This window comes from Paraburkholderia sp. RAU6.4a (genome assembly GCF_050435625.1).
Classification (GTDB): domain Bacteria; phylum Pseudomonadota; class Gammaproteobacteria; order Burkholderiales; family Burkholderiaceae; genus Paraburkholderia; species Paraburkholderia tuberum.
In genome coordinates this window covers 3,361,042-3,384,068 of record NZ_JBNDKQ010000002.1, presented here as the reverse complement: position 1 = coordinate 3,384,068, position 23,027 = coordinate 3,361,042, and the positions used below count along the sequence as shown (strand labels likewise).

General features: G+C 64.6%; 22 protein-coding genes. 12 read left to right on the top strand and 10 right to left on the bottom strand.

The window, feature by feature from the left end; genetic code table 11:
• Nucleotides 1–6: 6 nt before the first annotated feature.
• From cysD to OKW40_RS20470, 4 genes are all read right to left on the bottom strand, one after another.
• Nucleotides 7–969: a sulfate adenylyltransferase subunit CysD gene (cysD, locus tag OKW40_RS20485; protein ID WP_090803401.1), complete on the bottom strand. Its 963-nt coding sequence runs from the start codon at nucleotides 967–969 to the stop codon at nucleotides 7–9.
• Nucleotides 970–1,069: 100 nt separating this feature from the next.
• Complete coding sequence (locus OKW40_RS20480) at nucleotides 1,070–1,816, bottom strand: phosphoadenylyl-sulfate reductase (protein WP_184059665.1); 747 nt, start codon at nucleotides 1,814–1,816, stop codon at nucleotides 1,070–1,072.
• Complete coding sequence (locus tag OKW40_RS20475; RefSeq protein ID WP_429491246.1) at nucleotides 1,813–2,355, bottom strand: DUF934 domain-containing protein; 543 nt, start codon at nucleotides 2,353–2,355, stop codon at nucleotides 1,813–1,815. The genes OKW40_RS20480 and OKW40_RS20475 overlap by 4 nt, the downstream gene beginning before the upstream one ends.
• A gap of 21 nt (nucleotides 2,356–2,376) precedes the next feature.
• Nucleotides 2,377–4,056, bottom strand: coding sequence for a nitrite/sulfite reductase (locus OKW40_RS20470; protein WP_429356746.1), 1,680 nt, complete (start codon nucleotides 4,054–4,056; stop codon nucleotides 2,377–2,379).
• Between the two features lie 226 nt (nucleotides 4,057–4,282).
• On the opposite strand from OKW40_RS20470, the gene OKW40_RS20465 reads away from it, so the two are divergent.
• The 6 genes from OKW40_RS20465 to OKW40_RS20440 all read left to right on the top strand — a co-directional run bounded on the left by OKW40_RS20465 (nucleotide 4,283) and on the right by OKW40_RS20440 (nucleotide 9,440).
• Entirely contained in the window at nucleotides 4,283–5,224 is a 942-nt protein-coding gene (locus tag OKW40_RS20465; protein ID WP_429491243.1) for a CysB family HTH-type transcriptional regulator, read from the top strand.
• A gap of 39 nt (nucleotides 5,225–5,263) precedes the next feature.
• Nucleotides 5,264–6,433 (top strand): ABC transporter substrate-binding protein, encoded by a 1,170-nt coding sequence (locus tag OKW40_RS20460; RefSeq protein WP_429491241.1) that lies wholly within the window; start codon nucleotides 5,264–5,266, stop codon nucleotides 6,431–6,433.
• Nucleotides 6,434–6,634: 201 nt separating this feature from the next.
• Entirely contained in the window at nucleotides 6,635–7,141 is a 507-nt protein-coding gene (locus OKW40_RS20455) for a DUF302 domain-containing protein (protein ID WP_429491239.1), read from the top strand.
• Between the two features lie 23 nt (nucleotides 7,142–7,164).
• Entirely contained in the window at nucleotides 7,165–8,163 is a 999-nt protein-coding gene (locus OKW40_RS20450; RefSeq protein ID WP_429491237.1) for a zinc-dependent alcohol dehydrogenase family protein, read from the top strand.
• 90 nt (nucleotides 8,164–8,253) lie between these two features.
• The gene (locus OKW40_RS20445; protein ID WP_090803391.1) at nucleotides 8,254–9,018 is read left to right on the top strand and encodes a ParA family protein; all 765 of its coding nucleotides are present in this window, start codon (nucleotides 8,254–8,256) and stop codon (nucleotides 9,016–9,018) included.
• Nucleotides 9,019–9,179: 161 nt separating this feature from the next.
• Entirely contained in the window at nucleotides 9,180–9,440 is a 261-nt protein-coding gene (locus tag OKW40_RS20440; RefSeq protein WP_062127059.1) for a hypothetical protein, read from the top strand.
• A gap of 42 nt (nucleotides 9,441–9,482) precedes the next feature.
• Here the strand turns inward: OKW40_RS20440 and OKW40_RS20435 are convergent, their stop codons facing one another.
• The 6 genes from OKW40_RS20435 to OKW40_RS20410 all read right to left on the bottom strand — a co-directional run bounded on the left by OKW40_RS20435 (nucleotide 9,483) and on the right by OKW40_RS20410 (nucleotide 16,479).
• The gene (locus OKW40_RS20435) at nucleotides 9,483–10,634 is read right to left on the bottom strand and encodes a Gfo/Idh/MocA family protein (RefSeq protein ID WP_184059680.1); all 1,152 of its coding nucleotides are present in this window, start codon (nucleotides 10,632–10,634) and stop codon (nucleotides 9,483–9,485) included.
• 44 nt (nucleotides 10,635–10,678) lie between these two features.
• Nucleotides 10,679–11,728 (bottom strand): sugar phosphate isomerase/epimerase family protein, encoded by a 1,050-nt coding sequence (locus OKW40_RS20430; RefSeq protein ID WP_429491234.1) that lies wholly within the window; start codon nucleotides 11,726–11,728, stop codon nucleotides 10,679–10,681.
• 67 nt (nucleotides 11,729–11,795) lie between these two features.
• The gene (locus tag OKW40_RS20425) at nucleotides 11,796–12,758 is read right to left on the bottom strand and encodes a substrate-binding domain-containing protein (RefSeq protein ID WP_018419664.1); all 963 of its coding nucleotides are present in this window, start codon (nucleotides 12,756–12,758) and stop codon (nucleotides 11,796–11,798) included.
• Nucleotides 12,759–12,905: 147 nt separating this feature from the next.
• Nucleotides 12,906–13,919 (bottom strand): ABC transporter permease, encoded by a 1,014-nt coding sequence (locus OKW40_RS20420; protein ID WP_429491232.1) that lies wholly within the window; start codon nucleotides 13,917–13,919, stop codon nucleotides 12,906–12,908.
• Nucleotides 13,900–15,387, bottom strand: coding sequence for a sugar ABC transporter ATP-binding protein (locus OKW40_RS20415; protein ID WP_429491230.1), 1,488 nt, complete (start codon nucleotides 15,385–15,387; stop codon nucleotides 13,900–13,902). Before OKW40_RS20415 ends, OKW40_RS20420 begins: the two co-directional genes overlap by 20 nt.
• A 3-nt stretch (nucleotides 15,388–15,390) precedes the next feature.
• Nucleotides 15,391–16,479, bottom strand: coding sequence for a LacI family DNA-binding transcriptional regulator (locus OKW40_RS20410; RefSeq protein WP_184059686.1), 1,089 nt, complete (start codon nucleotides 16,477–16,479; stop codon nucleotides 15,391–15,393).
• A 289-nt stretch (nucleotides 16,480–16,768) separates the two neighbouring features.
• On the opposite strand from OKW40_RS20410, the gene OKW40_RS20405 reads away from it, so the two are divergent.
• The 6 genes from OKW40_RS20405 to urtB all read left to right on the top strand — a co-directional run bounded on the left by OKW40_RS20405 (nucleotide 16,769) and on the right by urtB (nucleotide 23,027).
• Entirely contained in the window at nucleotides 16,769–17,422 is a 654-nt protein-coding gene (locus OKW40_RS20405) for a protein-L-isoaspartate O-methyltransferase family protein (RefSeq protein WP_090805605.1), read from the top strand.
• An 89-nt stretch (nucleotides 17,423–17,511) separates the two neighbouring features.
• Nucleotides 17,512–17,835 carry a rhodanese-like domain-containing protein gene (locus OKW40_RS20400; RefSeq protein ID WP_429491229.1) on the top strand — a complete coding sequence of 108 codons (324 nt, stop codon included), beginning with the start codon at nucleotides 17,512–17,514 and terminating at the stop codon, nucleotides 17,833–17,835.
• A gap of 48 nt (nucleotides 17,836–17,883) precedes the next feature.
• Nucleotides 17,884–18,750 carry a hypothetical protein gene (locus tag OKW40_RS20395; protein ID WP_429491227.1) on the top strand — a complete coding sequence of 289 codons (867 nt, stop codon included), beginning with the start codon at nucleotides 17,884–17,886 and terminating at the stop codon, nucleotides 18,748–18,750.
• 147 nt (nucleotides 18,751–18,897) lie between these two features.
• The gene (locus tag OKW40_RS20390; RefSeq protein WP_429491225.1) at nucleotides 18,898–19,269 is read left to right on the top strand and encodes a hypothetical protein; all 372 of its coding nucleotides are present in this window, start codon (nucleotides 18,898–18,900) and stop codon (nucleotides 19,267–19,269) included.
• A 533-nt stretch (nucleotides 19,270–19,802) separates the two neighbouring features.
• A complete protein-coding gene (gene urtA / locus OKW40_RS20385; protein ID WP_184020929.1) occupies nucleotides 19,803–21,101 on the top strand; it encodes an urea ABC transporter substrate-binding protein in 1,299 nt (432 codons plus the stop codon).
• Nucleotides 21,102–21,392: 291 nt separating this feature from the next.
• On the top strand, nucleotides 21,393–23,027 hold the full coding sequence (urtB, locus tag OKW40_RS20380; RefSeq protein ID WP_429407176.1) for an urea ABC transporter permease subunit UrtB: 1,635 nt from the start codon (nucleotides 21,393–21,395) through the stop codon (nucleotides 23,025–23,027).

Sequence of the window (23,027 nt, the reverse complement as noted above, 5' to 3'; positions counted from 1 at the left end):
GTGTGCTTAGAAATAACCCTGCTTCTTGCGCTGCTCCATCGCCGCTTCCGACACCTGGTCGTCCATCCGCGTCGCGCCGCGTTCCGTGATTTCGGTGACGGCCGTCTCGGCGATGATCTTCTCGATGACGTCCGCGTCGCTTTCGACCGGGCACGTGCAGCTGATGTCGCCGACCGTGCGGAAACGCACGAGCGCCTGTTCGCTCGTCTCACCTTCGCGCATCGGCGTGAGCGGCGTAACCGGCACGAGCAGGCCGTTGCGGCGCACGATCTCGCGCTGGTGCGCATAGTAGATGGACGGCAGTTCGAGCTGTTCACGCGCGATGTACTGCCACACGTCGAGCTCGGTCCAGTTCGAGATCGGGAACACGCGCATGTGTTCGCCGTTGTGCAGACGCGCGTTGTACAGGCTCCACAGTTCCGGGCGCTGCGCCTTCGGGTCCCACTGGCCGAATTCGTCACGGAACGAGAAGATGCGCTCTTTCGCGCGGGCCTTTTCCTCGTCGCGGCGCGCGCCGCCGATCATCGCGGTGTAACCGTACTGCTCGATGGTTTCGAGCAGCGTCACCGCCTGCGCGGCATTGCGCGAATCCGTTTCGCGACGCAGACGCACGGTGCCGCGCTTAATCGAATCTTCAACATGGCCGACCACCAGTTCCGCGCCGATCTGTTGCGCGCGACGATCGCGGAAGTCGATCACTTCGTCGTAGTTGTGGCCCGTGTCGATATGCACGAGCGGGAACGGTAGCTGCGTTTTGCGGTTCGCACCGAGGCCGAACGCCTTCAGTGCGAGCGCGAGCACCACGACGGAATCCTTGCCGCCCGAAAACAGCAGCGCCGGCTTGCTGCATTCGGCGACCAGTTCTCGCAGGATGTGAATCGACTCGGCTTCGAGCCAATCGAGGTGATCCATCCGGTTGACCGTGTTGGCGAGCGGAGCGTTGACAGTGGAATCGAGCGTGGTGCTCATAGCGGGTCCTTCGTTGGTTCGCCCGGCAAGCGCTGCTCGCACGGGCGAAAATATTCAGATCGGTTTCGGCGTAGTGCGCCGCAAGCTCGGTACGCGGCGCTCAGGCCGACGCGTTTTCGTTGCGCTCGACCGCAATCGGAGTAATCGCCGTGATATGCAAGCCGCATTCCTTCGTATCGCGCGACTCCCACCACCAGCGCCCCGCCCGGCTGTCTTCGCCGGGGCGGATCGCACGCGTACACGGCTCGCAGCCGATGCTCGGATAACCGCGCGCATGCAGCGGATTGACCGGCACGTCGAACGCACTAAGATAATCCCAGACTTCGGCTTCGGTCCAGTCCGCGAGTGGATTGAACTTGGCGATGTTGCGCGCGTCGTCGTGCTCTTCCTCGTGCAGCTCGGCACGCGTGACCGATTGCTCGCGACGCTGCCCGGTCACCCAGGCGCTGACCTCGGCAAGCGCGCGATTGAGCGGCTCGACCTTGCGGATCTCGCAGCAGCGCTTGCGCAGCTCGACGCTTTCATAGAATGCGTTCAGGCCGTGCCCGTTCACATACTGCTCGACCGCGGCCGCCTGCGGATGAAACTGCTCGATGTCGTAGCCGTAGCGCTCTTTCACGCGGTCGAGCATGCCGAGCGTTTCCGCATGCAGACGCCCCGTGTTCAGCGAAAAGATGCCGATCTTCACGCCGCGCGACAGGATCGCATGCGTGAGCAGCATGTCTTCGGCCGCGAGGCTGCTCGCGAGCTTCACGTTCGCGTGACGCGCGGCGATCGAGTCGAGCAGCGCGTCGAGACGCTCGACCTTCGCTGCGAGCTCCGGGCTCAACGATTGGGCGGCGCTCATGCCGGGACCTTGGCGGCGCCAGCCTGCGCGGCACGGCGGCGGAACAGCGGCGACGTGTCCACGGCGCCCTGGTACTGCACGCTAAAGTCGTCGAACGCTTTCAACGCGTCGTTGATGTCCTTGTCGGCGCGCAGTGCATACGCGTCGAAGCCGCAGCGGAACATGAACGTGATCTGGTCGCGCAGCACGTCGCCGATCGCGCGCAGTTCGCCCTTGTAGCCATAGCGCTCGCGCAGCAGACGGCCGATGCTGTAGCCACGGCCGTCGCGGAACACCGGGAAGTCCACGGCGATCAGCGCGAGCTTGTCGAAGTCGCCGACGATGTCCGCCGGTTCGTTATCCGGCGCGAGCCACACGCCGATGTCGGCGGCTTGACGCGCGGCCACGAGCGCTTCACGCTCGGCCTGCCACAGCGCCAGCGGCACGATGACCTTGCCGGCCGGCAGTTCGGCCACTGCCGGCAAAGCGCCGTCTTCCGCGGCACGCACGACGCTCCAGTCGTCGTTGACGATCGCGCGGTTCTTGATGATAGAAGCCATCTGTTCAGTATCCTTTCGCGCTTACGCGTGAGCCGGTTGACGCGCGGCGTACACGCGCTCCTTGAACGGCGCGATGCCGATGCGGGTGTACGTGTCGATGAAACGCTCGCCTTCCTGGCGGTTTTCCACGAACGTATCGATCACCTTCGTCATCACGTCGGGCATTTCCTCGGCCGAGAACGACGGGCCGATCACACGGCCAAGGTGAGCGCCGGTCGCGCCGGTGCCCTGCTCGCCGCCGAGCGTCACCTGGTACCACTCGGAGCCGTCCTTGTCGACGCCCAGAATGCCGATGTTGCCGACGTGATGGTGACCGCACGCGTTGATGCAGCCCGAGATGTTCAGCGACACGTCGCCGAGGTCGTACACGTAGTCGAGATCGTTGAAACGTTCCTGGATCGCGAGCGCGATCGGAATCGACTTCGCATTCGCGAGCGAGCAGAAGTCACCGCCCGGGCACGAGATGATGTCGGTCAACAAGCCGATGTTCGGCGTCGCGAAACCCTGCGCCCTGGCCTTTTCCCACAGCGCGAACAGGTCGCGCTTCTTGACGTCGGCGAGGATCAGGTTCTGTTCGTGCGACACGCGGACCTTGCCGAACGAGTATTCGTCGGCCCAGTCGGCGACCGCGTCCATCTGCACGTCCGTCGCGTCGCCCGGCGCAACCGTGGTCGGCTTCAGCGACAGCGTGACCGACGCGTAGCCCGACACCTTGTGCGGACGCACGTTACGCTCGACCCAGCGCGCGAACGCGCGGTTTTCCAGCAGATGCTTTTCGAACGACGTATCGGTGTCCGGCAGCTTGTCGTAAGCGGGCGGCGCGAAGTATTGCGTCACGCGATCGACTTCGGCCTGCGTGAGCGTCGACGGGCCGTCCTTCAGGTGCTGCCACTCTTCTTCGACCTGCGCGGCGAACTTCTCCGGCGAGAGCGCCTTCACCAGAATCTTGATACGCGCCTTGTACATGTTGTCGCGGCGGCCGTAGCGGTTGTACACACGCAACACGGCTTCGCTATAGGTCAGCAGGTGCTGCCACGGCAGATCGCGGCGGATCACCGCGCCGACGATCGGCGTGCGGCCCAGACCACCACCGGCGAGGATGTCGGCCACCAGTTCGCCCTGTTCGTTCTTGCGCAGATACACGCCCATGTCGTGGATCTGCACAGCCGCGCGGTCTTCCTTCGAACCCGACACCGCGATCTTGAACTTGCGCGGCAGCCACGCGAATTCGGGGTGGAACGTCGACCATTGACGCAGGATTTCGGCCCACGGACGCGGATCGACGACTTCGTCGGGCGCGACGCCGGCGAATTGATCGGCGGTGATGTTGCGGATGCAGTTGCCCGAGGTCTGAATGCCGTGCATCTGCACGGCGGCGAGCTTGCGCAGAATCTCCGGCGTTTCTTCGAGCTTGATCCAGTTGTACTGGATGTTCGAACGCGTCGAGAAATGGCCGTAGCCGCGGTCGTGTTCGCGCGCGATCTGCGCGAGCACGCGCATCTGGTCGCTGCGCAAGTTGCCGTACGGAATCGCGATGCGGTGCATGTACGCGTGGCGCTGGTAATACAGACCGTTCTGCAGGCGCAGCGGACGGAATTCCTCTTCGCTCAATTCGCCCGACAAGCGGCGGCGAACCTGATCGGCGTACTGCGCGACCCGTTCATCGACGATGGTCTGGTCGTACTGATCGTATTGGTACATTCGGGGCCCCAATTTTTTCGAAACTTGCGTGACACGCGACCGTCCCGGATCGGCCGCGGCTTGAATACCGGCTTTGTCAGCTATCGCAAGCGAGCGTTTAGACCCATCGCTCATTTGCTTATAACAAATACAGATATCCATATTGAAAAAGATGGACAGATCGTAATAAACTCGCCTTATATTTCAAACGACTAAAAAATTCTTTTTATATGCGGCGAGGTTATATATGAACCTGCACCAATTCCGCTTCGTCCGCGAGGCTGTGCGGCAGAACTTCAACCTCACCGAAGCGGCCAAGGCGTTGTTTACCAGCCAGCCGGGCGTCTCGAAGGCGATCATCGAGCTGGAGGACGAACTTGGCGTCGAAATCTTCACCCGCCACGGCAAGCGCGTGCGCTCGCTGACCGAGCCGGGCCGCATCATATTGCAATCGGTCGAAAAAATCCTGCAGGAAGTGGAAAGCCTGAGGCGGGTCGGCAAGGACTTCGCGGCGCAGGACCAGGGCAATCTGACGATCGCCGCCACCCACACGCAGGCGCGCTACTCGCTGCCCGCGGCGATCGCGGAGTTCAAGAAGCGCTTTCCGAAGGTTCACCTTTCAATTCTGCAAGGCAGCCCGACCCAGGTCGCCGAAATGGTGCTGCACGACCAGGCCGACCTCGCGATCGCGACCGAGGCGATCTCGAACTACAAGGATCTGGTGTCGCTGCCCTGCTTCCAGTGGCACCACGTCGCGGTGATGCAGCCCGACCATCCGCTGCTCGAGCGCAAGCTGCTGTCGCTCGACGACCTGACCCAGTACCCGCTGATTACGTACGACAACGCGTTCGCCGGCCGCACCAAGATCAACGAAGCGTTCCGCCTGCGCGGGGTGCATCCGGACATCGTGCTCGAGGCGATCGACGCCGACGTGATCAAGACCTACGTCGAGCTGGGCCTCGGCGTCGGCATCATGGCCGACATCGCGTTCAACGCCGAGCGCGACCGCCATTTGCGCGCGATGCCGGTCGGCCATCTGTTCGGCAGCAACGTGACGCGCGTCGCGCTGAAACAGGGCGCGTATCTGCGCAGCTACGTGTACACGCTCGTCGAGCTGCTGTCGCCGAGCCTGAACCGCAAGCTGATCGAGCAGGCGCTGACGGGCGAACACGAAACCTATGAGCTTTGAACCGCGTCCATACCGCTCTCTCGCTACGGAGACCTTCCGATGAAGTTGCATAACAATAAAGTACGCAACACCCTGCGCGGCCTCGCGGCCGCGGCGCTGCTCGTCGCCGGCGCGGCGCACGCCGACCTGAAAGTCGGCATCGATCTGTCGTACACCGGACCGGCCGCCGTGATCGGCATCACGAGCAAGAACGCGATGCTGATGTGGCCGCAGACGATCGCCGGCCAGAAAGCCGACTACATCTTCCTCGACGACGCGTCCGACCCCGGCAACGCCGTGCGCAACATCCGCAAGCTGATCGACGAGGACCACGTCGACGTGATCGTCGGCCCGAACATCACGCCGGCCGCGATGGCCGCGCTCGATCCGGTCGCCGACAGCCAGACGCCGATGATCACGCTGATCGGCTCGGCCATCGTCGTCGAGCCGCAGGAAGGCAAAAAAATCTGGGCCTACAAGATGGCGCAGACCGATAGCGCGATGGCCGACGTGATGACGCGCTACATGTCGAACCACGGCGTGAGGACGGTCGGTTTCATCGGTTTCACGGACGGCTACGGCGAAAGCTGGCTCAACGAGTTCAGCAAGTTCGCTGCGCTGCGCCATATCCAGCTGGCCGCGACCGAGCGCTACAACCGCACCGACGCGAGCGTGACCGGCCAGATCCTGAAGCTGATGGCCGCGAAGCCCGACGCGATCCTGATCGCCGGCGCGGGCACCCCAACGGTACTGCCGCAGCGCACGCTGATCGAGCGCGGCTACAAGGGCCCGATCTATCAGACGCATGGCATCGCGACGCCGGAGTTCATCAAGCTCGGCGGTAAAGACGTGGAAGGCACGCTGTTCCCGACGCAACCGGTCGTCGTCGCGCGCACGCTGCCGGCCGATCATCCGTCGAAGAAGGCGGCGCTCGCGTTCGTCGACGCGTACGAGGCGAAGTACGGCCCCGGCAGCGTCACGCAGTTCGCGGGCGACGCGGCCGGCGTGTACCCGCGCCTGCAGGACGCCGTCGCGCGTGCGTTGAAGACCGCGCAGCCGGGTACGCCGGCGTTTCGCGTCGCATTGCGCGACGAGCTCGAACACGCGCATGAGCTGGTGGTGCCGAACGGGGTCGTCAATACGAGCCCGAAGGATCACGTCGGCCTCGATCAGCGGGCGAGCGTGATGGGCACCATCAAGAATGGCAAATTTGTTTACCTGAGCCAGTAATCTGGCATCGGGGCGCCGATCAGGCGCCCCTGACGGCGGCTTCGCGAATGTGGAAGCCGCCGTTCGTTCAGCGGGCACCCCATCCGCTTTCATTCGCCTTTCGGCAGAACGTCCCTCACAGCGCGTCCGCACGTTCGGCCACACCGCACCAGCGAACGCCTACACTGCATGGATCCGCTTCTCCGTTGGCGCATTGCACGCATGCGACGCATGCTGCGTCACGGTCAACGCGTTGCCCGTCCGGCAGACCTGATCACGCGAACGCTGCCGGAGCACAACATCCGCACGGGAGCCATGATGGCCACCGCTTCGATCGCAGAGAACGCCAGCGCTGGCATCGTCACCGTTGCAAGCACCCGTGCGGGCGACGCGACCGCCGAGCGTCTTCAAACCTTGATTCTGGAGCGCGGGCTGACGGTTTTCGCGTGCATCGATTTCAGCGGTGACGCTGGGCGCGAGGGACTGGCGATGCCGTTCAGCCGGCTCCTGATCTTCGGCAATCCCAAAGCCGGTACACCGCTGATGCAACTCGCGCCGACCGCCGCGCTCGATCTTCCTTTGAAAGTGCTCGTCTGGGAGGACGCGGACGGCCGTGCGTGGCTATCGTTCAACTCGACGGCCTATCTTCGTGAGCGGCATGGTCTGCCGGACGACTTGATGAAGCCGGTGAGCGGTGTGGCCGCCCTCGTCGATGCGGCCGCGCGGTAACGCGTCGAACCAAGGAGACCGCCATGTCCATGCACGCTCTGATCCTCAGCCAATACAACGGCCCGCTCGAATACACGCCGCTGCCCCGCCCGGAACCCGCTGCCGGCCAGGTCCTGGTGCGCGTCGCCGCGAGCGGCCTCAATCCGCTCGACATCAAGATTCGCGCGGGCGAGGCCGCGCACGCGCAACACCCGTTGCCGCTCGTCCTCGGTATCGACCTCGCGGGCACGGTGGAGGCGCTCGGCGATGGCGTCGGCGGGTTCGCTGTCGGCGACAACGTGTATGGCATGACCGGCGGCGTCGGCGGCATCCAGGGGTCACTCGCCGAGTACGCTGCGGTCGATGCCGCCCTGCTCGCCCATGCGCCGCGCAGTCTGTCGATGCGCGAGGCCGCCGCGTTGCCGCTCGCGTTCATCACGTCGTATGCGGGTATCGTCGATCGCGCGCATCTGCAAGGCGGAGCCAAGGTGCTGGTCCAGGGTGGCGCCGGAGGGGTCGGCCACATCGCCGTGCAACTGGCGCGCGCGCTCGGCGCCGACGTCTATGCAACCGCAAGCGCACACAATGCCGAGCTGGTGCGGCGGCTCGGCGCGACACCGATCGACTACCGCGCGCAGACGGTCGAACAGTATGTGGCGAGTTTGACCGATGGCGAAGGCTTCGATCTGGTCGTCGATACGGTAGGGGGGGCCTCGCTCGATGCGTCGTTCGCCGCGGTCCGGCATTTTGGGCACGTGGTCAGTGCGCTTGGCTGGGGGACGCATGCGCTTGCGCCGCTGTCGTTTCGTGAAGCCAGCTATTCAGGGATCTTTACCCTGTATCCGTTGCTGACCGGTCGATATCGCGCGCACCTCGGCGAGATGATGCGCGAAGCGACGCGGCTCGTGGAAAGCGGCGCGCTCGCGCCCGTGGTCGATCAGACACGGTTCGATTTGCGCAGCGCGGACGAGGCCTATCAGCTCGTTGCCAGTGGGACTGGACGTGTGAAGGTGGTGGTCGACGTGGATACCGCGCAACGCTGACCCGGTCACGAACAACCCATCGAAATCAGCGCCGTCACCCGACTCAGGTATGCTGGGCCCTTTGTAACCGCTTCCGTTCAAGGGGAGACCATGCGGCGCGTTGTATTCAATCAGAAAGGTGGCGTAGGCAAATCGACCATCGTCTGCAACCTGGCGGCCATCAGCGCGAGCGAAGGGCTGCGTACGCTGGTGATCGACCTCGACGCTCAGGCGAATTCGACCCAGTACCTGCTCGGCGCCCAGGCGAGCGAGGTCAACCCCACCGTCGCAGGCTTCTTCGAAACCGCGCTCGGCTTCAGCTTCAAACCCGTGGAAGCGACCTCGTTCATCCATCCGACGCGCTTCGAGAATCTCGACGTGATGCCCGCCCATCCCGACCTCGACACGCTGCACGGCAAGCTCGAATCGCGCTACAAGATCTACAAGCTGCGCGACGCGCTGAACGAACTCGACATGTACGACGCGATTTACATCGACACGCCGCCCGCGCTGAACTTCTACACGCGCTCGGCGCTGATCGCCGTCGAGCGTTGTCTGATTCCGTTCGACTGCGACGACTTCTCGCGTCGCGCGCTCTACACGCTGCTCGAAAACGTCAAGGAGATCCAGCAGGATCACAACGACGCACTGCAGGTGGAGGGCATCGTCATCAACCAGTTCCAGCCTCGCGCGAGCCTGCCGCAAAAGCTCGTCGACGAACTGATCGGCGAAGGCTTGCCGGTGCTGGGGTCGCGCTTGTCATCGTCGGTGAAGATCCGTGAGTCGCATCAGCTGGCGACACCCGTCATTCATCTCGATCCGGGGCATAAGCTGGCGCAGGAGTATCGGGCGTTGCATCGGGAGCTGAGCGAGTAAGCCGGAGCGCGGCGCCGAAGCGCGAGCGCGAGCCACCCTTCTCCGCTGTCGCTGAGCGGGTCGTGGTTCATCGCGTGTTTTCGTGCTTAGTCCCCAACCGCATACCGTCAGCATAATTGTTAAAGTAACGCTCTCGTCAATCAGCCGCCGCAGTCCCCATCATGCGCACCACCCGAGCCATCCACGCCGTCGAGCGCCTGAAAACGCGCAGCGGCAACCCGCGCTTCGCCGCGATCAGTCTGTCCGGCGGCCTGTTCTATCTGGTCGACAAATCGAGCGGAGTCGACAAGAAAGTGTCCGACCCGCTGACGCTCGACGACTTCGTCAAGTTCGTCGACGCGTACGGCCCGCAGAAGCCGCGCAAGGCCAGCAAGCTCGATATCGCGTTCGAAGCGCAGATCAAGAAAAGCAAGGGCGGTTGACGCTTCGGCAGCTTCGCCGACCTGGCGTTTTGTTGCAACGCTTCACGCCTCTTCGATCTCCACCCACCGCCCATCCGCCGCACTGCTTTTCAGCACCGCGTCGATAAACCGCAAACCGTCGACGCCATCATCGACCGTCGTCAATAGCAGGCTCTCGGCTGGCGGCGCGCGACCATCGTTCAACGCATCGATCTGCAACGCCGCATCCTGGTATAACTGCGCGAACGCTTCCAGATAGCCTTCCGGATGCCCGGCCGGCACGCGGGTCGCATGCGCGGCAACCTGACTATTCACCCGAGCGCGCGTCAATCGTTCGGCAGCGCCGCCCAACGGCGTGAACCACAAGGCGTTCGGCTCCTCCTGATCGAACGCGAGTCCCGCCTTCGTGCCATACACGCGCAAGCGCAGCGCGTTCTCCGCGCCGCTCGCCACCTGGCTCGCCCACAACATGCCGCGCGCGCCGTTCGCATAACGCAGCATCGCCTGCACGTGATCGTCGACACGACGCCCCGCTACGAACGTGTGCAACTCGGCCGACAGCGCGCGCGGCATCATCCCCGTCACGAAAGCGGCCAGTTGATACGCGTGCGTGCCGATATCGCCGAGGCACCCGGCCGGTCCCGCCAACGCCGGATCGGTGCGCCAGCTTGCCTGCCTGTTCGCGCCGCCTGTTTCGACCGGCTCGGCGAGCCAGTCCTGCGCATACTCGACCTGCACGACGCGAATCTCGCCCAGTTCGCCACGTTCGACCAGCTCGCGCGCATGCCGCACGAGCGGGTAGCCCGAATAGGTATGCGTCAATGCAAACAGCCGCTTTTTTGACTGCGCGAGCTTCGCGAGCGCTTCGCCTTCGGCGAGCGAAACCGCGAGCGGCTTGTCGCAGATCACGTGGATGCCGGCTTCGAGAAACGCCGTCGCGACCGGCGCGTGCAGATGATTCGGCGTGACGATCGCGACCGCGTCGATGCCGTCCTCGCGCGCGGCCTCGGCGCGCGCCATCTCGCGCCAATCCGCGTAGCTGCGCGCGATGCCCGCTTCGACGGCGCTCGCCCGCGCCCGCTCGGAATCGGACGACAACGCGCCCGCCACCAGTTCGAAACGATCGTCGAGCCGCGCGGCGATCCGATGCACGGCGCCAATGAACGCGCCCTGCCCGCCGCCGACCATCCCCAGCCTGAGCCTTCTTCGCTGCATTGTTTGCGCTCCCATGTGTTGCGTCGGCTGTCACCGCCCGGCCGTCAGATGCCGAGCACGCTTTTTAACTGCGCGGTATCGACACCGCTTCCCGCGAAGTCATCGAACGCACGCTCGGCCACGCGGATGATGTGCCGGCGAATGAACTCCGCGCCTTCGCGCGCGCCGTCGTGCGGATGCTTCAATGCGCATTCCCATTCGAGCACGGCCCAGCCCGGAAAATCGAACTGCGCCAGCTTCGAGAAGATCGCGCCGAAGTCGATCTGCCCATCGCCGAGCGAGCGAAACCGCCCCGCGCGTTCGACCCAGCCGCTGTAGCCGCCGTACACGCCCTGCTTGCCGGTCGGACGAAACTCCGCGTCCTTCACATGAAACGCCTTGATGCGCTCGTGGTAGATATCGATGAACGCGAGATAGTCGAGCTGTTGCAGCACGAAGTGGCTCGGGTCGTACAGGATGTTCGCGCGCGGATGCTGATCGACCGCCGCGAGAAAGCGCTCGAACGTCACGCCGTCGTGCAGGTCTTCGCCCGGATGCAGTTCGTAGCAGACATCGACGCCGGCCGCGTCGAACGCATCGAGAATCGGCGTCCAGCGGCGCGCGAGCTCTTCGAACGCGGCTTCGACGAGACCGGCCGGCCGCTGCGGCCACGGGTACAGATACGGCCACGCGAGCGCGCCCGAAAACGACACGTGCGTGCTCAGGCCCAAACGACGCGACGCCTGCGCCGCGAGCTTCATCTGCGCGATCGCCCATTCGGTGCGCGCCGCCGGATTGCCGCGCACCTGCGGCGCGGCGAAGCCGTCGAACAGCGTGTCGTAAGCCGGATGCACGGCGACCAGTTGCCCTTGCAGATGGGTCGATAGTTCGGTGATCGCGACGCCCGCGTTGTCGACGCTCTCGCGCAGTTCGTCGCAATACGCGTCGCTCGCGGCCGCCTTGTCGAGATCGATCAGGCGCGGATCGCACGGCACCTGGATGCCCTTGAAGCCGAGACCCGCGGCCCAATCCGCGAGATGCGCGAGGTTGTCGAACGGCACGTCGTCGCCCACGAACTGCGCGAGAAAAATCGCCGGCCCTTTGATGGTTTTCATCGTACGGTTCCTCGAACTTTGCGCGCGGGCCGCGCCCGCGCGTGCTAGACGATGCTCGGCGCGCCGCTCAGAACGGCGAGTCGGGGAAATAGAACTGCTGGGCGTTTTCCTTCGTGATCAGCACCGACGGAATGATCGTGGTGGCCGGCAGCTTGTCGCCCTTCAGCCGCGCTTCGGCCGTCAGCTTGATCGCGTCGTAGATGAATTTCGGCGAGTACGACACGTCGGCCTTGATCATCGGCGCGCCGTCCATCACGTTCTTCACCATGCCCTTCGAGCCCGCGCCGCCGAACACGATCTTGATGTCGTTGCGCTTCGCCTGATCGATCGCCTTCAGCACGCCGACCGCCATGTCGTCGTCGGCGGCCCATACGGCGTCGATATGCTTGAAGCGCGTCAGGTAGTCCTGCATCACCTTGAACGCGTCGTCGCGATTCCAGTTCGCGTACTTGGCGTCGAGAATCTTGATGTCCGGATAGTTTTTCATCACGCCGGTGAAGGCGGTCCAGCGCTCGTTGTCGAGCGTGGTCGGAATGCCGCGCAGCGCGACGACGTTGCCCTTGCCGTCGAGTGCCTTCGCCAAGTACTCGGCCGGAATCTTGCCGAACGCGGTGTTGTCGCCGGCCACGTAGGCGTCCTGCGCGCTCGTGTTCGTCAGGCCGCGATCGACCACCGTCACGTACACGCCTTTCTTCTTCACCTGCTCGACCGGCTGTGTCAGCGTCGCCGATTCGTACGGGAAGATCACGAGCGCGTTGATCTTGTTGACCGTCACGAGATCCTGCAACTGGTTCGCCTGCTCGGGCGCGTTGGCGGCCGTTTTCACGATCACTTTCAGATCGGGATGCGCCTTCTCGAGATCCGCCTTCGCCTTGTTCGCCCACCAGACGATGCCGCCGGTGAAGCCGTGATCGGCCGTCGGAATCGCGACGCCCAGCGTGACCTTGTCGTCGGCGCGCGCCGCGCCGCTCGTGCCCAGTATCCCCAACGCCAGCACGCCGGCGCCGATCGCTCGAATGACTTGCTTCATGGTGTGTGTCTCCAATCATGAGGCGTTCGCTCGCCTCGATTTTTCGGACCTGCCGTTGGTTTACCGCGCCTGCCTTGCTACGCCTGCTTCGCTGCGATTTGTTCAGCGCGCTTTGTTCACTGCGCTCGCGCCGCTGGAAGTGCGCGGCTAGCGCCGCCCACGCTGCACGAACGCGACGAAAATAATCACGACGCCCTGCACCGCCGCGTTCAGATACACGCTGATGATGCTGGTCAGGTTCAGGATGTTCGCGATCACCGACAGCAGGATCGCGCCGATCACGGTGCCGATCACGCGCCCCTCGCCGCCCTTGAGCGCGGTGCCGCCGACCACCACCGACGCAATCGCTTCGAGCTCCCACAACAGGCCCGTGGTCGGCGTGGCGGAGCCGAGGCGCGGCACGTAGAGCACGGTGGCCACGCCCACGCAAATCCCCAGCAGCACATAAGTGACGATCTTCACCTTATCGACGCGAATCGCCGCATAACGCGCGACCTGTTCGTTCGAGCCGATCGCCTGCACGTGCCGGCCGAACGCGGTGCGATTGAGGATCAGCGCGCCGCCGGCCGCGACCACGAGAAACACCCAGATCGGCACCGGCACGCCGAACAGGCTCGCGTAATAGACGGGACCGTAGAGGTCCGATAGCGAATCATTGAGCGTCAGCGCGCCGCCATCGGCGAGCCATGTCAGCACCGCGCGAAAAATCCCGAGCGTGCCCAGGGTGACGATGAACGGCTCGATGCGCCCTTTGGTGATCAGCAGCCCATGCGCGCAGCCGAACAGCGCGCCGAGCACGAACGCCGCGACGATGCCGATCGTCACGATCACGAGCGGCGGCAACGCATGACCGGCGGCGCCCGCCGCGAGCCCGTTCATCAGCCAGATCATGATGCCCGCGATCAGCGCGGCCATCGAGCCGACCGACAGATCGATGCCGCCCGAGATGATCACGAAGGTCATGCCGACCGCGATGATGCCGATGAACGACGTGCGCGTGAGCACGTTCATCAGGTTGTCGAGCGTCGCGAAGTCGCGATTGAGCAGCGTGCCGACGATGCACAGCACGATCAGCCCGGCGAGCGGCCCGAGCGTGTAGAGCCGCTGCGCGACGCGCAGCGCGCGCCGTGATTGCACGGCTTCAGTGGGTGCCGGTCGCATGAGCGATCAACTCCTGTTCAGTCAGACGCTCGAGCGTCAGCGTCGCTTGCAGATGTCCCGCGCGCATGACGGCGACGCGATGGCACAAGCCGATCAGCTCGACCAGTTCGGATGAAATGACGATCACCGCGCGGCCCTGCGCGGCGAGACGATGAATCAGGAAGTAGATGTCGCGTTTCGCGCCGACGTCGACGCCGCGCGTCGGCTCGTCGAGCACGATCACGTTCGGGTCGGGCTGCAGGAACTTCGCAAGCGCGAGCTTCTGCTGGTTGCCGCCCGACAGCATGCGCGCGCGGCTCGACAGGTCGCCGGTACGAATGCCGAATTCGCCGACGGCCTTCTGCAAGGCCGCGCGCCCCGCTTTCATGTCGAGCAGCGGATGCGCGTAGCGTTCGAGCGTCATCAGCGTGACGTTGTCCTGCAGGCTCAGGTCGACGTGCAGACCCTTGCCCTTACGGTCCTCGCTCAGATACGTGAGACCGTGGCGCATCGCGTCGCGCGGGTTCTTCAGATCGACTGCCCGGCCGGCGATTTCAATCGTGCCGCCCGTGCGTTTGCGCAAGCCGATGATCGCCTCGAACGCCTCGGTGCGGCCCGCGCCGACGAGGCCCGCGAAGCCGAGCACTTCGCCCGCGCGCACCTCGAAGCTCAGATCCTCGACCCAGGCGGGCACCGTCAGGCCGTTCACACGCAACGCGATCGGCGTGTCGGCGGGCACCGTCTGCTTGTCGGGGAACATGTCGGACACGTCGCGCCCGACCATCAGGTTCGCCATCTGCTGACGCGCGAGCCCCGCGGTTTCACCGCGCGCGACGAAGCGGCCATCGCGCATCACGATCACTTCGTCGGTGATGCGCTCCACTTCATCGAGCTTGTGCGAGATGTAGACGATCGTCACGCCATCGGCCTTGAGCTTCAGCATCAGCGCGAAGAGCCGTTCGGTCTCGGCGGGCGTCAGCGTCGCGGTCGGCTCGTCCATGATCAGGAGACGCGCGCGGCGCGACAGCGCCTTCGCGATCTCGACCATCTGCTTTTCCGCGACGATCAGCTCGCGCACCTTCGTGTCCGGCGCGCGCTCGAGCCCGACCTGCGCGAGATAGCGCGCGGCGTCGCTGCGCATCGCGGCATCGTCGACTAACCAGCCGCGGCGCTTCTCGTGACCGAGGTACATGTTCTGCGCGATCGTCAGATGCTCGGCGAGGTTGAACTCCTGGTGGATCAGCACGATGCCCTGCGCCTCGGCGTCGCGTGAGCCGGCGAAGCGCTGCGCGTGGCCATCGACCAGCACGCTGCCTGACGTTGCCGTTTCATAGCCGGCGAGGATTTTCATCAGCGTCGACTTGCCCGCGCCGTTCTCGCCGAGCAGACCGTAGATGCGGCCGGGTGCGAGTTCGAAGCTCACGCCGTGCAGCACGCGCACGGGCCCGAAGTCCTTGCGGATGTCGTCGAAACGGATCGCGAGGCTCATGGCTCACGCACTCCCGCGGATCACGAGGCGATGCGGCAGCAGCACGCCCGGCACGTTGGCCTGCGGATTCGCGAGGCGCTGCAGCAGCAGACGCGCGGCGGTCTCGCCGAGCTCGCGCATCGGCTGCGCGATCGTCGTGAGCGGCGGATCGATCTGCGCGGCGAGCGAGATGTCGTCGAAGCCGGCCACGGCGACGTCGTCGGGCACGCGCTTGCCGACGCTGCGCAAGCCGTGGATCACGCCGATCGCGAGCGTGTCCGACACCGCGAAAATCGCGCTCGGCGCGTCGGGCTGCCGCATCAAGCCAGCCGCGGCCGAGGCACCCGCCTCGTAATCGAGGCTGTTCAGATTCATGCGCCAGCGCGGGTCGGGCGCGATACCCGCGTCGCTCAATGCGTCGAGGTAGCCCTGCTGACGCTGGCGCGCATACAGATAGTCGACGTCGGAATTGATCAAGCCGATGCGCCGGTGGCCGCGCGTGAGCAGGTGGCGCACCGCGTCGCCGGCCGCGCGGTAGTTGTCGATGCCGACGTAGGGCACGCCCATCTGCGGATCGAACTCGCAGCACGCGACCCACGGCAGCGCCTGCGACGCCTCGCCGAGCGCCTGCTGGATGGTCGCCGGATCGAGGCAGATCGCGCCGTCCGCGCGGCGCCGCCGCAGCATGTCGAAGTAGCTGCGCTCACGCCCCGGGTCCGCGCCGGTGTCGCATAGCAGCATGAAATAGCCGTGCCGACGCGCGACGCTGTCGATACCGCGCACGATCTCCGCGTAAAACGGATTGCCGAAGTCCGGCACCATCGTCAGCAGCAGGCGGCTTTCGGCGGTGCGCAGATTGCGCGCAAGTTCGTTGACGCGGTAGCCGCTCGCGTCGATCGCGGCGAGCACCCTGTCGCGGGTAGCGGTCCGCACGTTCTCGTGGCCGTTCAGCACGCGCGACACCGTCGCGACCGACACGCCCGCCTGCTCGGCCACGCCGGCGATCGACGGCCCGTCGGCCGCGCGCGGCGAGCGCCTCTGCGGCTGAGGTTGCGGTTGACTGCTCGCGCCTGACACCACGGCCGGCGACGATCGGGACGGCGTTCGGGACACACGACCTCGCAGCAAAAATGTAATCGATTACATTTTGTGGCGATGGCGATGCGAATCGCAAGGACGGATCGCTAGGGATTAACACGGGGGCCGCCCGGCCTGGCGCTTGCCCGCGAGCGGCCGGCGCGAGTCCGCCATTTGATACAATCCCGCCGTTCCCCTGACGCGGCTTGCGATGCGAATGCCTTGCTCCGAAGCCGCGGCCGCCGGCAATCCGCCGGGGCCGGGTCAGGACAAAAGTCTGCGGCAGCCGCCGCCCGCTCGCCAAACCAAAACCGCCGAATCCACCATGAACATCGAGCAAGCGCGTTTCAACATGATCGAACAGCAGATCCGCCCCTGGGAAGTGCTCGACCAGGACGTGCTGAATCTGCTGTCGATCGTCAAACGTGAGAATTTCGTGCCCGCCGCTTACCGCGACCTGGCTTTTGCGGACTTCGAAGTGCCGCTGCCGGCCGGCCAGCACATGCTGGCGCCGCGCGTCGAGGCGCGCGTGCTGCAGGAACTCGCGGTGAAGAAGCACGAAAGCGTGCTGGAAATCGGCGCGGGCTCGGGTTACATGGCGGCGCTGCTCGCGCATCGCGCGCAACACGTGTTGAGCGTCGACATCGAACCGGAACTGGCCGAGTTCGCGAAGAGCAACCTGATCGCCAACGGCGTGCTGAACGTCGAAGTCGCGACCGGCGACGCCGCGCGCGGCTGGACCGGCGCGGCACCGTACGACGTGATCTGCGTGTCGGGCGGTCTGCCGGTGCTGCCGCAGGAAATCCTCGAACAGCTGAAGGTCGGCGGCCGTCTCGCGGCGTTCGTCGGCAGCGCGCCGGTGATGAAGGCGCAAATCATCACGCGCATCGACGAGAAGCAATACCGCATCTCCGACGTGTTCGAAACCTATGTCGAGCCGCTCGCCAACGCGGTGCAGCCGGCGCGGTTCAGGTTCTAAGCGGCACTTTTTCGCTGCGCTTCGCGCTGTATTATTGATCTGGACGGGCGGCGAGTAAGCCGCCGTCCCACGAACTGGATGTCTCGCTGATGCAAAACCTGACCGCTCCCGCACTCGCCGAATGGCTCGCCGATACCTCGCGCCCCGCACCCGTGCTGCTCGACGTACGCGAGCCGTGGGAACTGCAAACGGCGTCGATCGCCGGCATCGTGTCGATTCCGATGCGCGAGATTCCCGCGCGCAGCGAAGAACTCGATGACGACGCGCCGATCGTCTGCATCTGCCATCACGGTGCGCGCAGCGCGCAGGTCGCGATGTTCCTCGAATCGCGCGGACACACCAACGTGTTCAATCTGCAAGGCGGGATCGACGCGTGGTCGCGTCAGGTCGATCCGTCGGTTCCGACTTATTGAGATTTACCGCGCGGTAGCGCATTGAAGCGGCGCAAGGGCTGATGGTCCTTGCGCCGTTTGTCTTTGGTGCTGCGCACGCTCGCTAGAGCAGCCAAAATTTTGGGCCGTCGCCCATGTACGGACAACCTGTCGCACGGTGATTATCTGATCGCTGCCGATCCGGGCAGCGACTTCGTATCGATCGTCGACATACCTATGTCCTTGTCCGTGTTTGAGATGCACTCCGTGGAGCTGCGCTGTCAGAGGCCCTTGGGTGCTTGTTATGTAATCTGTGATGAGTGGCATTTCAAGGCGTGCCTGAGGAAGGCCGCCGACCTCGAGAGGGCCAAAGCAGATACCAGGGAATTTCTCGGTATCGCCGGACTGAACCATAGCGAGTGGGAACGGGACCAGGATCTGATCAAAAGCATTGGGCGGCGTCTGTCCCTACCGTTTCAAGCTTTCCGAGACCGTGACCCTGACACCGATGGCTGGTGGGTCATCAATGCGCTTCTCGCAGAGGTGCGGCGGGGAGGCCTGCTTGCCGTCAAAGGCCGTCGTGCTGACCTGTTTCCGCAAACCCATAGCACGCCGCTGACGAATTTTGCGGTGAGGGCAGCCGATCTCCCGAACGACAGACTCATACGGTCCGGCCCGTACGAGCAGGTCACGCGGCAAGTCCGGTTGTTTGCCGCACCTGCCGCCGCGTCTGGTCGCAGTAGCGACGGCAGTCTGCTCGATGTCGCTGTCGCCGTGATCGGTGCGCGAGCCGGCGATGGAGACGCATCGACGCTGCTTGGTGACGCGCAGCCGTTCGAATACCAGTCGGGTATCGCTGATGTTGACTCATTCGACATTGCCAAAACTCCAAACGAGGGCGAGCCGGGAACGTGGTACGAATCCGGGCAGTGGGCAGATGCGGCTATTCGGAGATGATGGGAAACCTGTTGTAGACCTGGATTTCGACCATTTTCACAATGGCATGAAACCGCACGCACATAACTGGAATGGCAGCGCGCGAGACGGTGGGGGCTTGGTTGTACCCTTCAGTCCTTGGAACCCCTGATGGATGGATGACCCAAGATGAAAATCATTGAACAGTACGTATCATTTCACGACTGGTACCTGCTCGGTATAGCAGCGGACATGGACAAGGAGGTTGTCGAACTTCGTCTGATGTTCGATAACAAGAAAGACCGAGTACGGCTGTTGTTCGGCGGGGCCACCCGATGTTGGGCCAACGACTTTCTGATACAGAACATCGTCTACTCAATCAAGGTGCTAACCGATTTCAATTCGGATGAGTACCGGAAGGCACTAGCCTCGCTGGACAAAGCTTACTCGTGGGGGACAGGGAAGCCGTTGAAAAACATTGCGGTTCTTGAGGCCTCACTAGGCGCTGAATTACTTATAGAGTTTGATTCCCTTGAAGTAGAACCCGAATCATCGGTTTAGGACACTGGCACGATAGCAGGCACTGGCATCGTGCTTACAAGGCAACTATCCGCTTCCTATAAAGAATGCCGGCTTGTCTATGGCCCCGGTGGAATCGTCAAGCAGATTAGCTGCGACTAGCAAGTCCCCCTGAAGGCTGACATATCGGATGGGCTGTCGGGGGCGCGTTCTGTCGTCATGCACAAAGACGCGGCGCCCCGATGCCGCCGATGCACCGCCCATGCACCGCCGATGCCCCACGCGCGCCAGCGGCGCTTCGCTGGCGGCAAAGTGCGCTTCGTCGCGGCGCGACACGCACCCGAACGAGGCGCGGCGCGCGCGACTGCACCACTTTCGCGCCGCGGCATCGATGGCTCGACGCGCCGCCCTCGCGCCGATAGCCGCGCCGCAACGGGCATCGCACGCGCATCGCACCGAATATGTCACATGGCATGTGCCTTGCAGTAGACGATCGGCTAGTCGTGCGAGCTCAGCCAGGCTGGCTGAAATCGACGCTCATAAAACAGTGACCATCAATGACAAGGGGAAAGCACATGAAACGTCGCAGTCTGTTGAAGTTCGGCTCCATGTCCGGCGCGCTCGCGCTCGCGGGCCGCGTGCCGTTCGCGCACGCGCAGTCCGATAGCGGCCCGATCAAGGTGGGCATCCTGCATTCGCTGTCCGGCACGATGGCGATCTCCGAAACGTCGCTGAAAGACACCGCGTTGATGACGATCGCCGACATCAACAAGAACGGCGGTGTGATGGGCCGTCAGATCCAGCCGGTGGTCGTCGACCCCGCGTCGAACTGGCCGCTGTTCGCCGAGAAAGCGCGCCAGCTTCTGACGCAGGACAAGTGCGCGGTCGTGTTCGGCTGCTGGACCTCGGTGTCGCGCAAGTCGGTGCTGCCGGTGTTCGAGGAGCTGAACGGCCTGCTGTTCTATCCGGTGCAGTACGAAGGCGAGGAAATGTCGCGCAACGTGTTCTATACGGGCGCCGCGCCGAACCAGCAGGCGATTCCCGCGACCGAATACCTGATGAGCGCCGAAGGCGGCGGCGCGAAGCGCTTCTTCCTGCTCGGCACCGACTATGTGTATCCGCGCACGACCAACAAGATCCTGCGCGCGTTCCTCAAATCGAAGGGCGTGCAGGAAGCCGACATTCAGGAGGTCTATACACCGTTCGGTCACAGCGACTATCAGACCATCGTCGCGAACATCAAGACCTTCTCGCAAGGCGGCAAGACCGCGGTGATTTCGACCGTGAACGGCGATTCGAACGTGCCGTTCTACAAGGAGCTCGGCAACCAGGGGCTGAAGGCGTCGGATGTGCCGGTCGTCGCGTTCTCGGTCGGCGAAGAGGAGCTGCGCGGCATCGATACGAAGCCGCTCGTCGGCAATCTCGCGGCCTGGAACTACTTCATGTCGTTGCGCAACCCGACCAACGAGAAGTTCAAGAAGCAATGGGCCACGTGGGTCAAGGACAACAACCTGCCGGGCGGCACGAAGCGCGTGACCAACGATCCGATGGAAGCGACCTTCGTCGGCATGCATATGTGGAAGCAGGCGGTCGAGAAAGCAAAGAGCACCGAGGTCGACAAGGTGCGCGTCGCGATGGTCGGCCAGACTTTCGCCGCACCGTCGGGCTTCACGCTGGAGATGGACGGCAACCACCATCTGCACAAGCCGGTGATGATCGGCGAGGTACGCGCGGATGGCCAGTTCAACGTCGTGTGGCACACCAAGGGACCGATTCGCGCGCAACCGTGGAGCCCGTTCATCGCCGGCAATGCTGGCAAGCCGGATGTGGTCAGCTCGATTCCGGCGTTCCTGCGGCGCTCGCGCGTCGCATGACGTGTCGGCTTGAGCCTCGTTGCGGCTCGCGACGGCGGTGGGGCGCGCGGGTCACCGCGCGGGTATCGCCGCTCCGGTCGCGACGCGCGACCTGCGTGCCGACGCGCGCGCGGCTCGCGCGTGACCCGGACGCCCTGCGCTTCGCGCCGCCGCCGCGCGTTCGCTGCGTCGCGCGGCGTGACCGCGCACGCCAATGCGCGGCAACGTCCCGCTGAAGCGGCGGCGACGTCTGACGCGACGCCCTCGCGCTCTCGAGCGGCTCATCGATTCAACCCAGTGCAAAAGGCCATCATGGCGTTTTCATTTCCGACTTCCGTACGACGACGCGGCGCGACGCTCCTGCTGCCGCTCGCGGTCCTTCTCGCCGCCGCGCCGGGCGCCGCATTCGCGCTGACCCAGGCCGACGTCGCGCCGCTCGCGGGCGACGACTTCGAGGCGAAGTCCGCCGCGATCGACAAGCTGATCTCGACGCACGATGCCGCGTCGCTCGCGGTGCTCAAGGCGCTCGCCGACGACAACGCGCTCGCCACCGACGCAGGCGCGGTACTGCTGCAGGACGGCGACGCCACCCGCGATGCCGTCACCGGCCAGCCCGTCGCCACGAGCGACGCGCAACCGGTCACGCTGAACAACCTGCTGCGCTCGAAAGTGGCGGGCGCGCTGTCGGGTCTGCAACTCGCCTCGCCCGATCAGGCGACGCGCGCAGCCGCCGTCGATGCGCTGCTGCAAAACCCCGATCCGTCGATCAAGCCACTCGTCGACGCGGCGCGCGCAAAAGAAACCGATCCCGCTCTGAAGAAACGTCTCGACACGCTGTGGGCGATGAGCGCATTGCACGACCCGGATCCGGCCAAGCGCCTCGATGCGGTGCAACTGGTCGCCGCGCGCCACGACCTCGACATGAACGAACTGCTGCGCCCGTTGGTCGCGAAGAAAGCCGACGGCACGTTTGCCGAAGCCGACGAACGCGTGCGCGCGGCCGCGCAAAGCGGCATCGATGAGCTCGATGCGATCCAGCGCCGCAGCCAGATCGCGGGCACGCTGTTCGCGGGGCTGTCGCTCGGCAGCGTGCTGCTGCTCGCCGCGCTCGGCCTCGCCATCACATATGGCCTGATCGGCGTGATCAACATGGCGCACGGCGAATTCCTGATGATCGGCGCGTACGCGACCTATGTCGTGCAGAACCTCGTTCAGCGCTTCGCGCCTAACGCGTTCGACTGGTATCCGCTACTCGCGATACCGGCCGCGTTCGTCGCGGCGGCGCTGGTCGGCATCGTGCTCGAACGGCTCGTGCTGAAGCACCTGTACGGCCGCCCGCTCGAAACGCTGCTGACCACCTTCGGCGTGAGCCTGATCCTGATTCAGGCCACCCGCATGCTGTTCGGCGCGCAGAACGTCCAGGTCGTCAATCCGTCGTGGATGAGCGGCGGCGTCACCGTGCTGCCGAATCTGATCCTGCCGTACAACCGGCTCGCGATTCTCGCGTTCTCGCTGATCGTCGTCGCGATCGCGTGGGCCGTGCTCACGCGCACGCGGCTGGGTCTGTTCGTGCGCGCAGTCACGCAGAACCGTCGCATGGCCGCGTGCGTCGGCGTGAAGACCGCGCGCGTCGATTCGTATGCGTTCGCGTTCGGCGCGGGCATCGCGGGGCTCGGCGGCTGCGCGCTGTCGCAGATCGGCAATGTCGGGCCGGACCTCGGCCAGAGCTACATCATCGATTCGTTCATGGCGGTCGTGCTCGGCGGCGTCGGCCAGCTCGCGGGCACCGTGCTCGGCGGCTTCGGGCTGGGACTCGTCAGCAAGGCGATCGAACCGTTCTGGGGCGCGGTGCTCGCGAAGATCGCGGTGCTCGTGCTGATCGTGCTGTTCATCCAGAAGCGTCCGCAGGGCATGTTCGCCTTGAAGGGCCGTAGCGCGGAGGCATGA

Coding starts and splice junctions, on each gene's coding strand:
- cysD (WP_090803401.1), bottom strand. CDS start 969: ATGAGCACCACGCTCGATTCCACTGTCAACGCTCCGCTCGCCAACACG.
- OKW40_RS20480 (WP_184059665.1), bottom strand. CDS start 1,816: ATGAGCGCCGCCCAATCGTTGAGCCCGGAGCTCGCAGCGAAGGTCGAG.
- OKW40_RS20475 (WP_429491246.1), bottom strand. CDS start 2,355: ATGGCTTCTATCATCAAGAACCGCGCGATCGTCAACGACGACTGGAGC.
- OKW40_RS20470 (WP_429356746.1), bottom strand. CDS start 4,056: ATGTACCAATACGATCAGTACGACCAGACCATCGTCGATGAACGGGTC.
- OKW40_RS20465 (WP_429491243.1), top strand. CDS start 4,283: ATGAACCTGCACCAATTCCGCTTCGTCCGCGAGGCTGTGCGGCAGAAC.
- OKW40_RS20460 (WP_429491241.1), top strand. CDS start 5,264: ATGAAGTTGCATAACAATAAAGTACGCAACACCCTGCGCGGCCTCGCG.
- OKW40_RS20455 (WP_429491239.1), top strand. CDS start 6,635: ATGCGACGCATGCTGCGTCACGGTCAACGCGTTGCCCGTCCGGCAGAC.
- OKW40_RS20450 (WP_429491237.1), top strand. CDS start 7,165: ATGTCCATGCACGCTCTGATCCTCAGCCAATACAACGGCCCGCTCGAA.
- OKW40_RS20445 (WP_090803391.1), top strand. CDS start 8,254: ATGCGGCGCGTTGTATTCAATCAGAAAGGTGGCGTAGGCAAATCGACC.
- OKW40_RS20440 (WP_062127059.1), top strand. CDS start 9,180: ATGCGCACCACCCGAGCCATCCACGCCGTCGAGCGCCTGAAAACGCGC.
- OKW40_RS20435 (WP_184059680.1), bottom strand. CDS start 10,634: ATGCAGCGAAGAAGGCTCAGGCTGGGGATGGTCGGCGGCGGGCAGGGC.
- OKW40_RS20430 (WP_429491234.1), bottom strand. CDS start 11,728: ATGAAAACCATCAAAGGGCCGGCGATTTTTCTCGCGCAGTTCGTGGGC.
- OKW40_RS20425 (WP_018419664.1), bottom strand. CDS start 12,758: ATGAAGCAAGTCATTCGAGCGATCGGCGCCGGCGTGCTGGCGTTGGGG.
- OKW40_RS20420 (WP_429491232.1), bottom strand. CDS start 13,919: ATGCGACCGGCACCCACTGAAGCCGTGCAATCACGGCGCGCGCTGCGC.
- OKW40_RS20415 (WP_429491230.1), bottom strand. CDS start 15,387: ATGAGCCTCGCGATCCGTTTCGACGACATCCGCAAGGACTTCGGGCCC.
- OKW40_RS20405 (WP_090805605.1), top strand. CDS start 16,769: ATGAACATCGAGCAAGCGCGTTTCAACATGATCGAACAGCAGATCCGC.
- OKW40_RS20400 (WP_429491229.1), top strand. CDS start 17,512: ATGCAAAACCTGACCGCTCCCGCACTCGCCGAATGGCTCGCCGATACC.
- OKW40_RS20390 (WP_429491225.1), top strand. CDS start 18,898: ATGAAAATCATTGAACAGTACGTATCATTTCACGACTGGTACCTGCTC.
- urtA (WP_184020929.1), top strand. CDS start 19,803: ATGAAACGTCGCAGTCTGTTGAAGTTCGGCTCCATGTCCGGCGCGCTC.
- urtB (WP_429407176.1), top strand. CDS start 21,393: ATGGCGTTTTCATTTCCGACTTCCGTACGACGACGCGGCGCGACGCTC.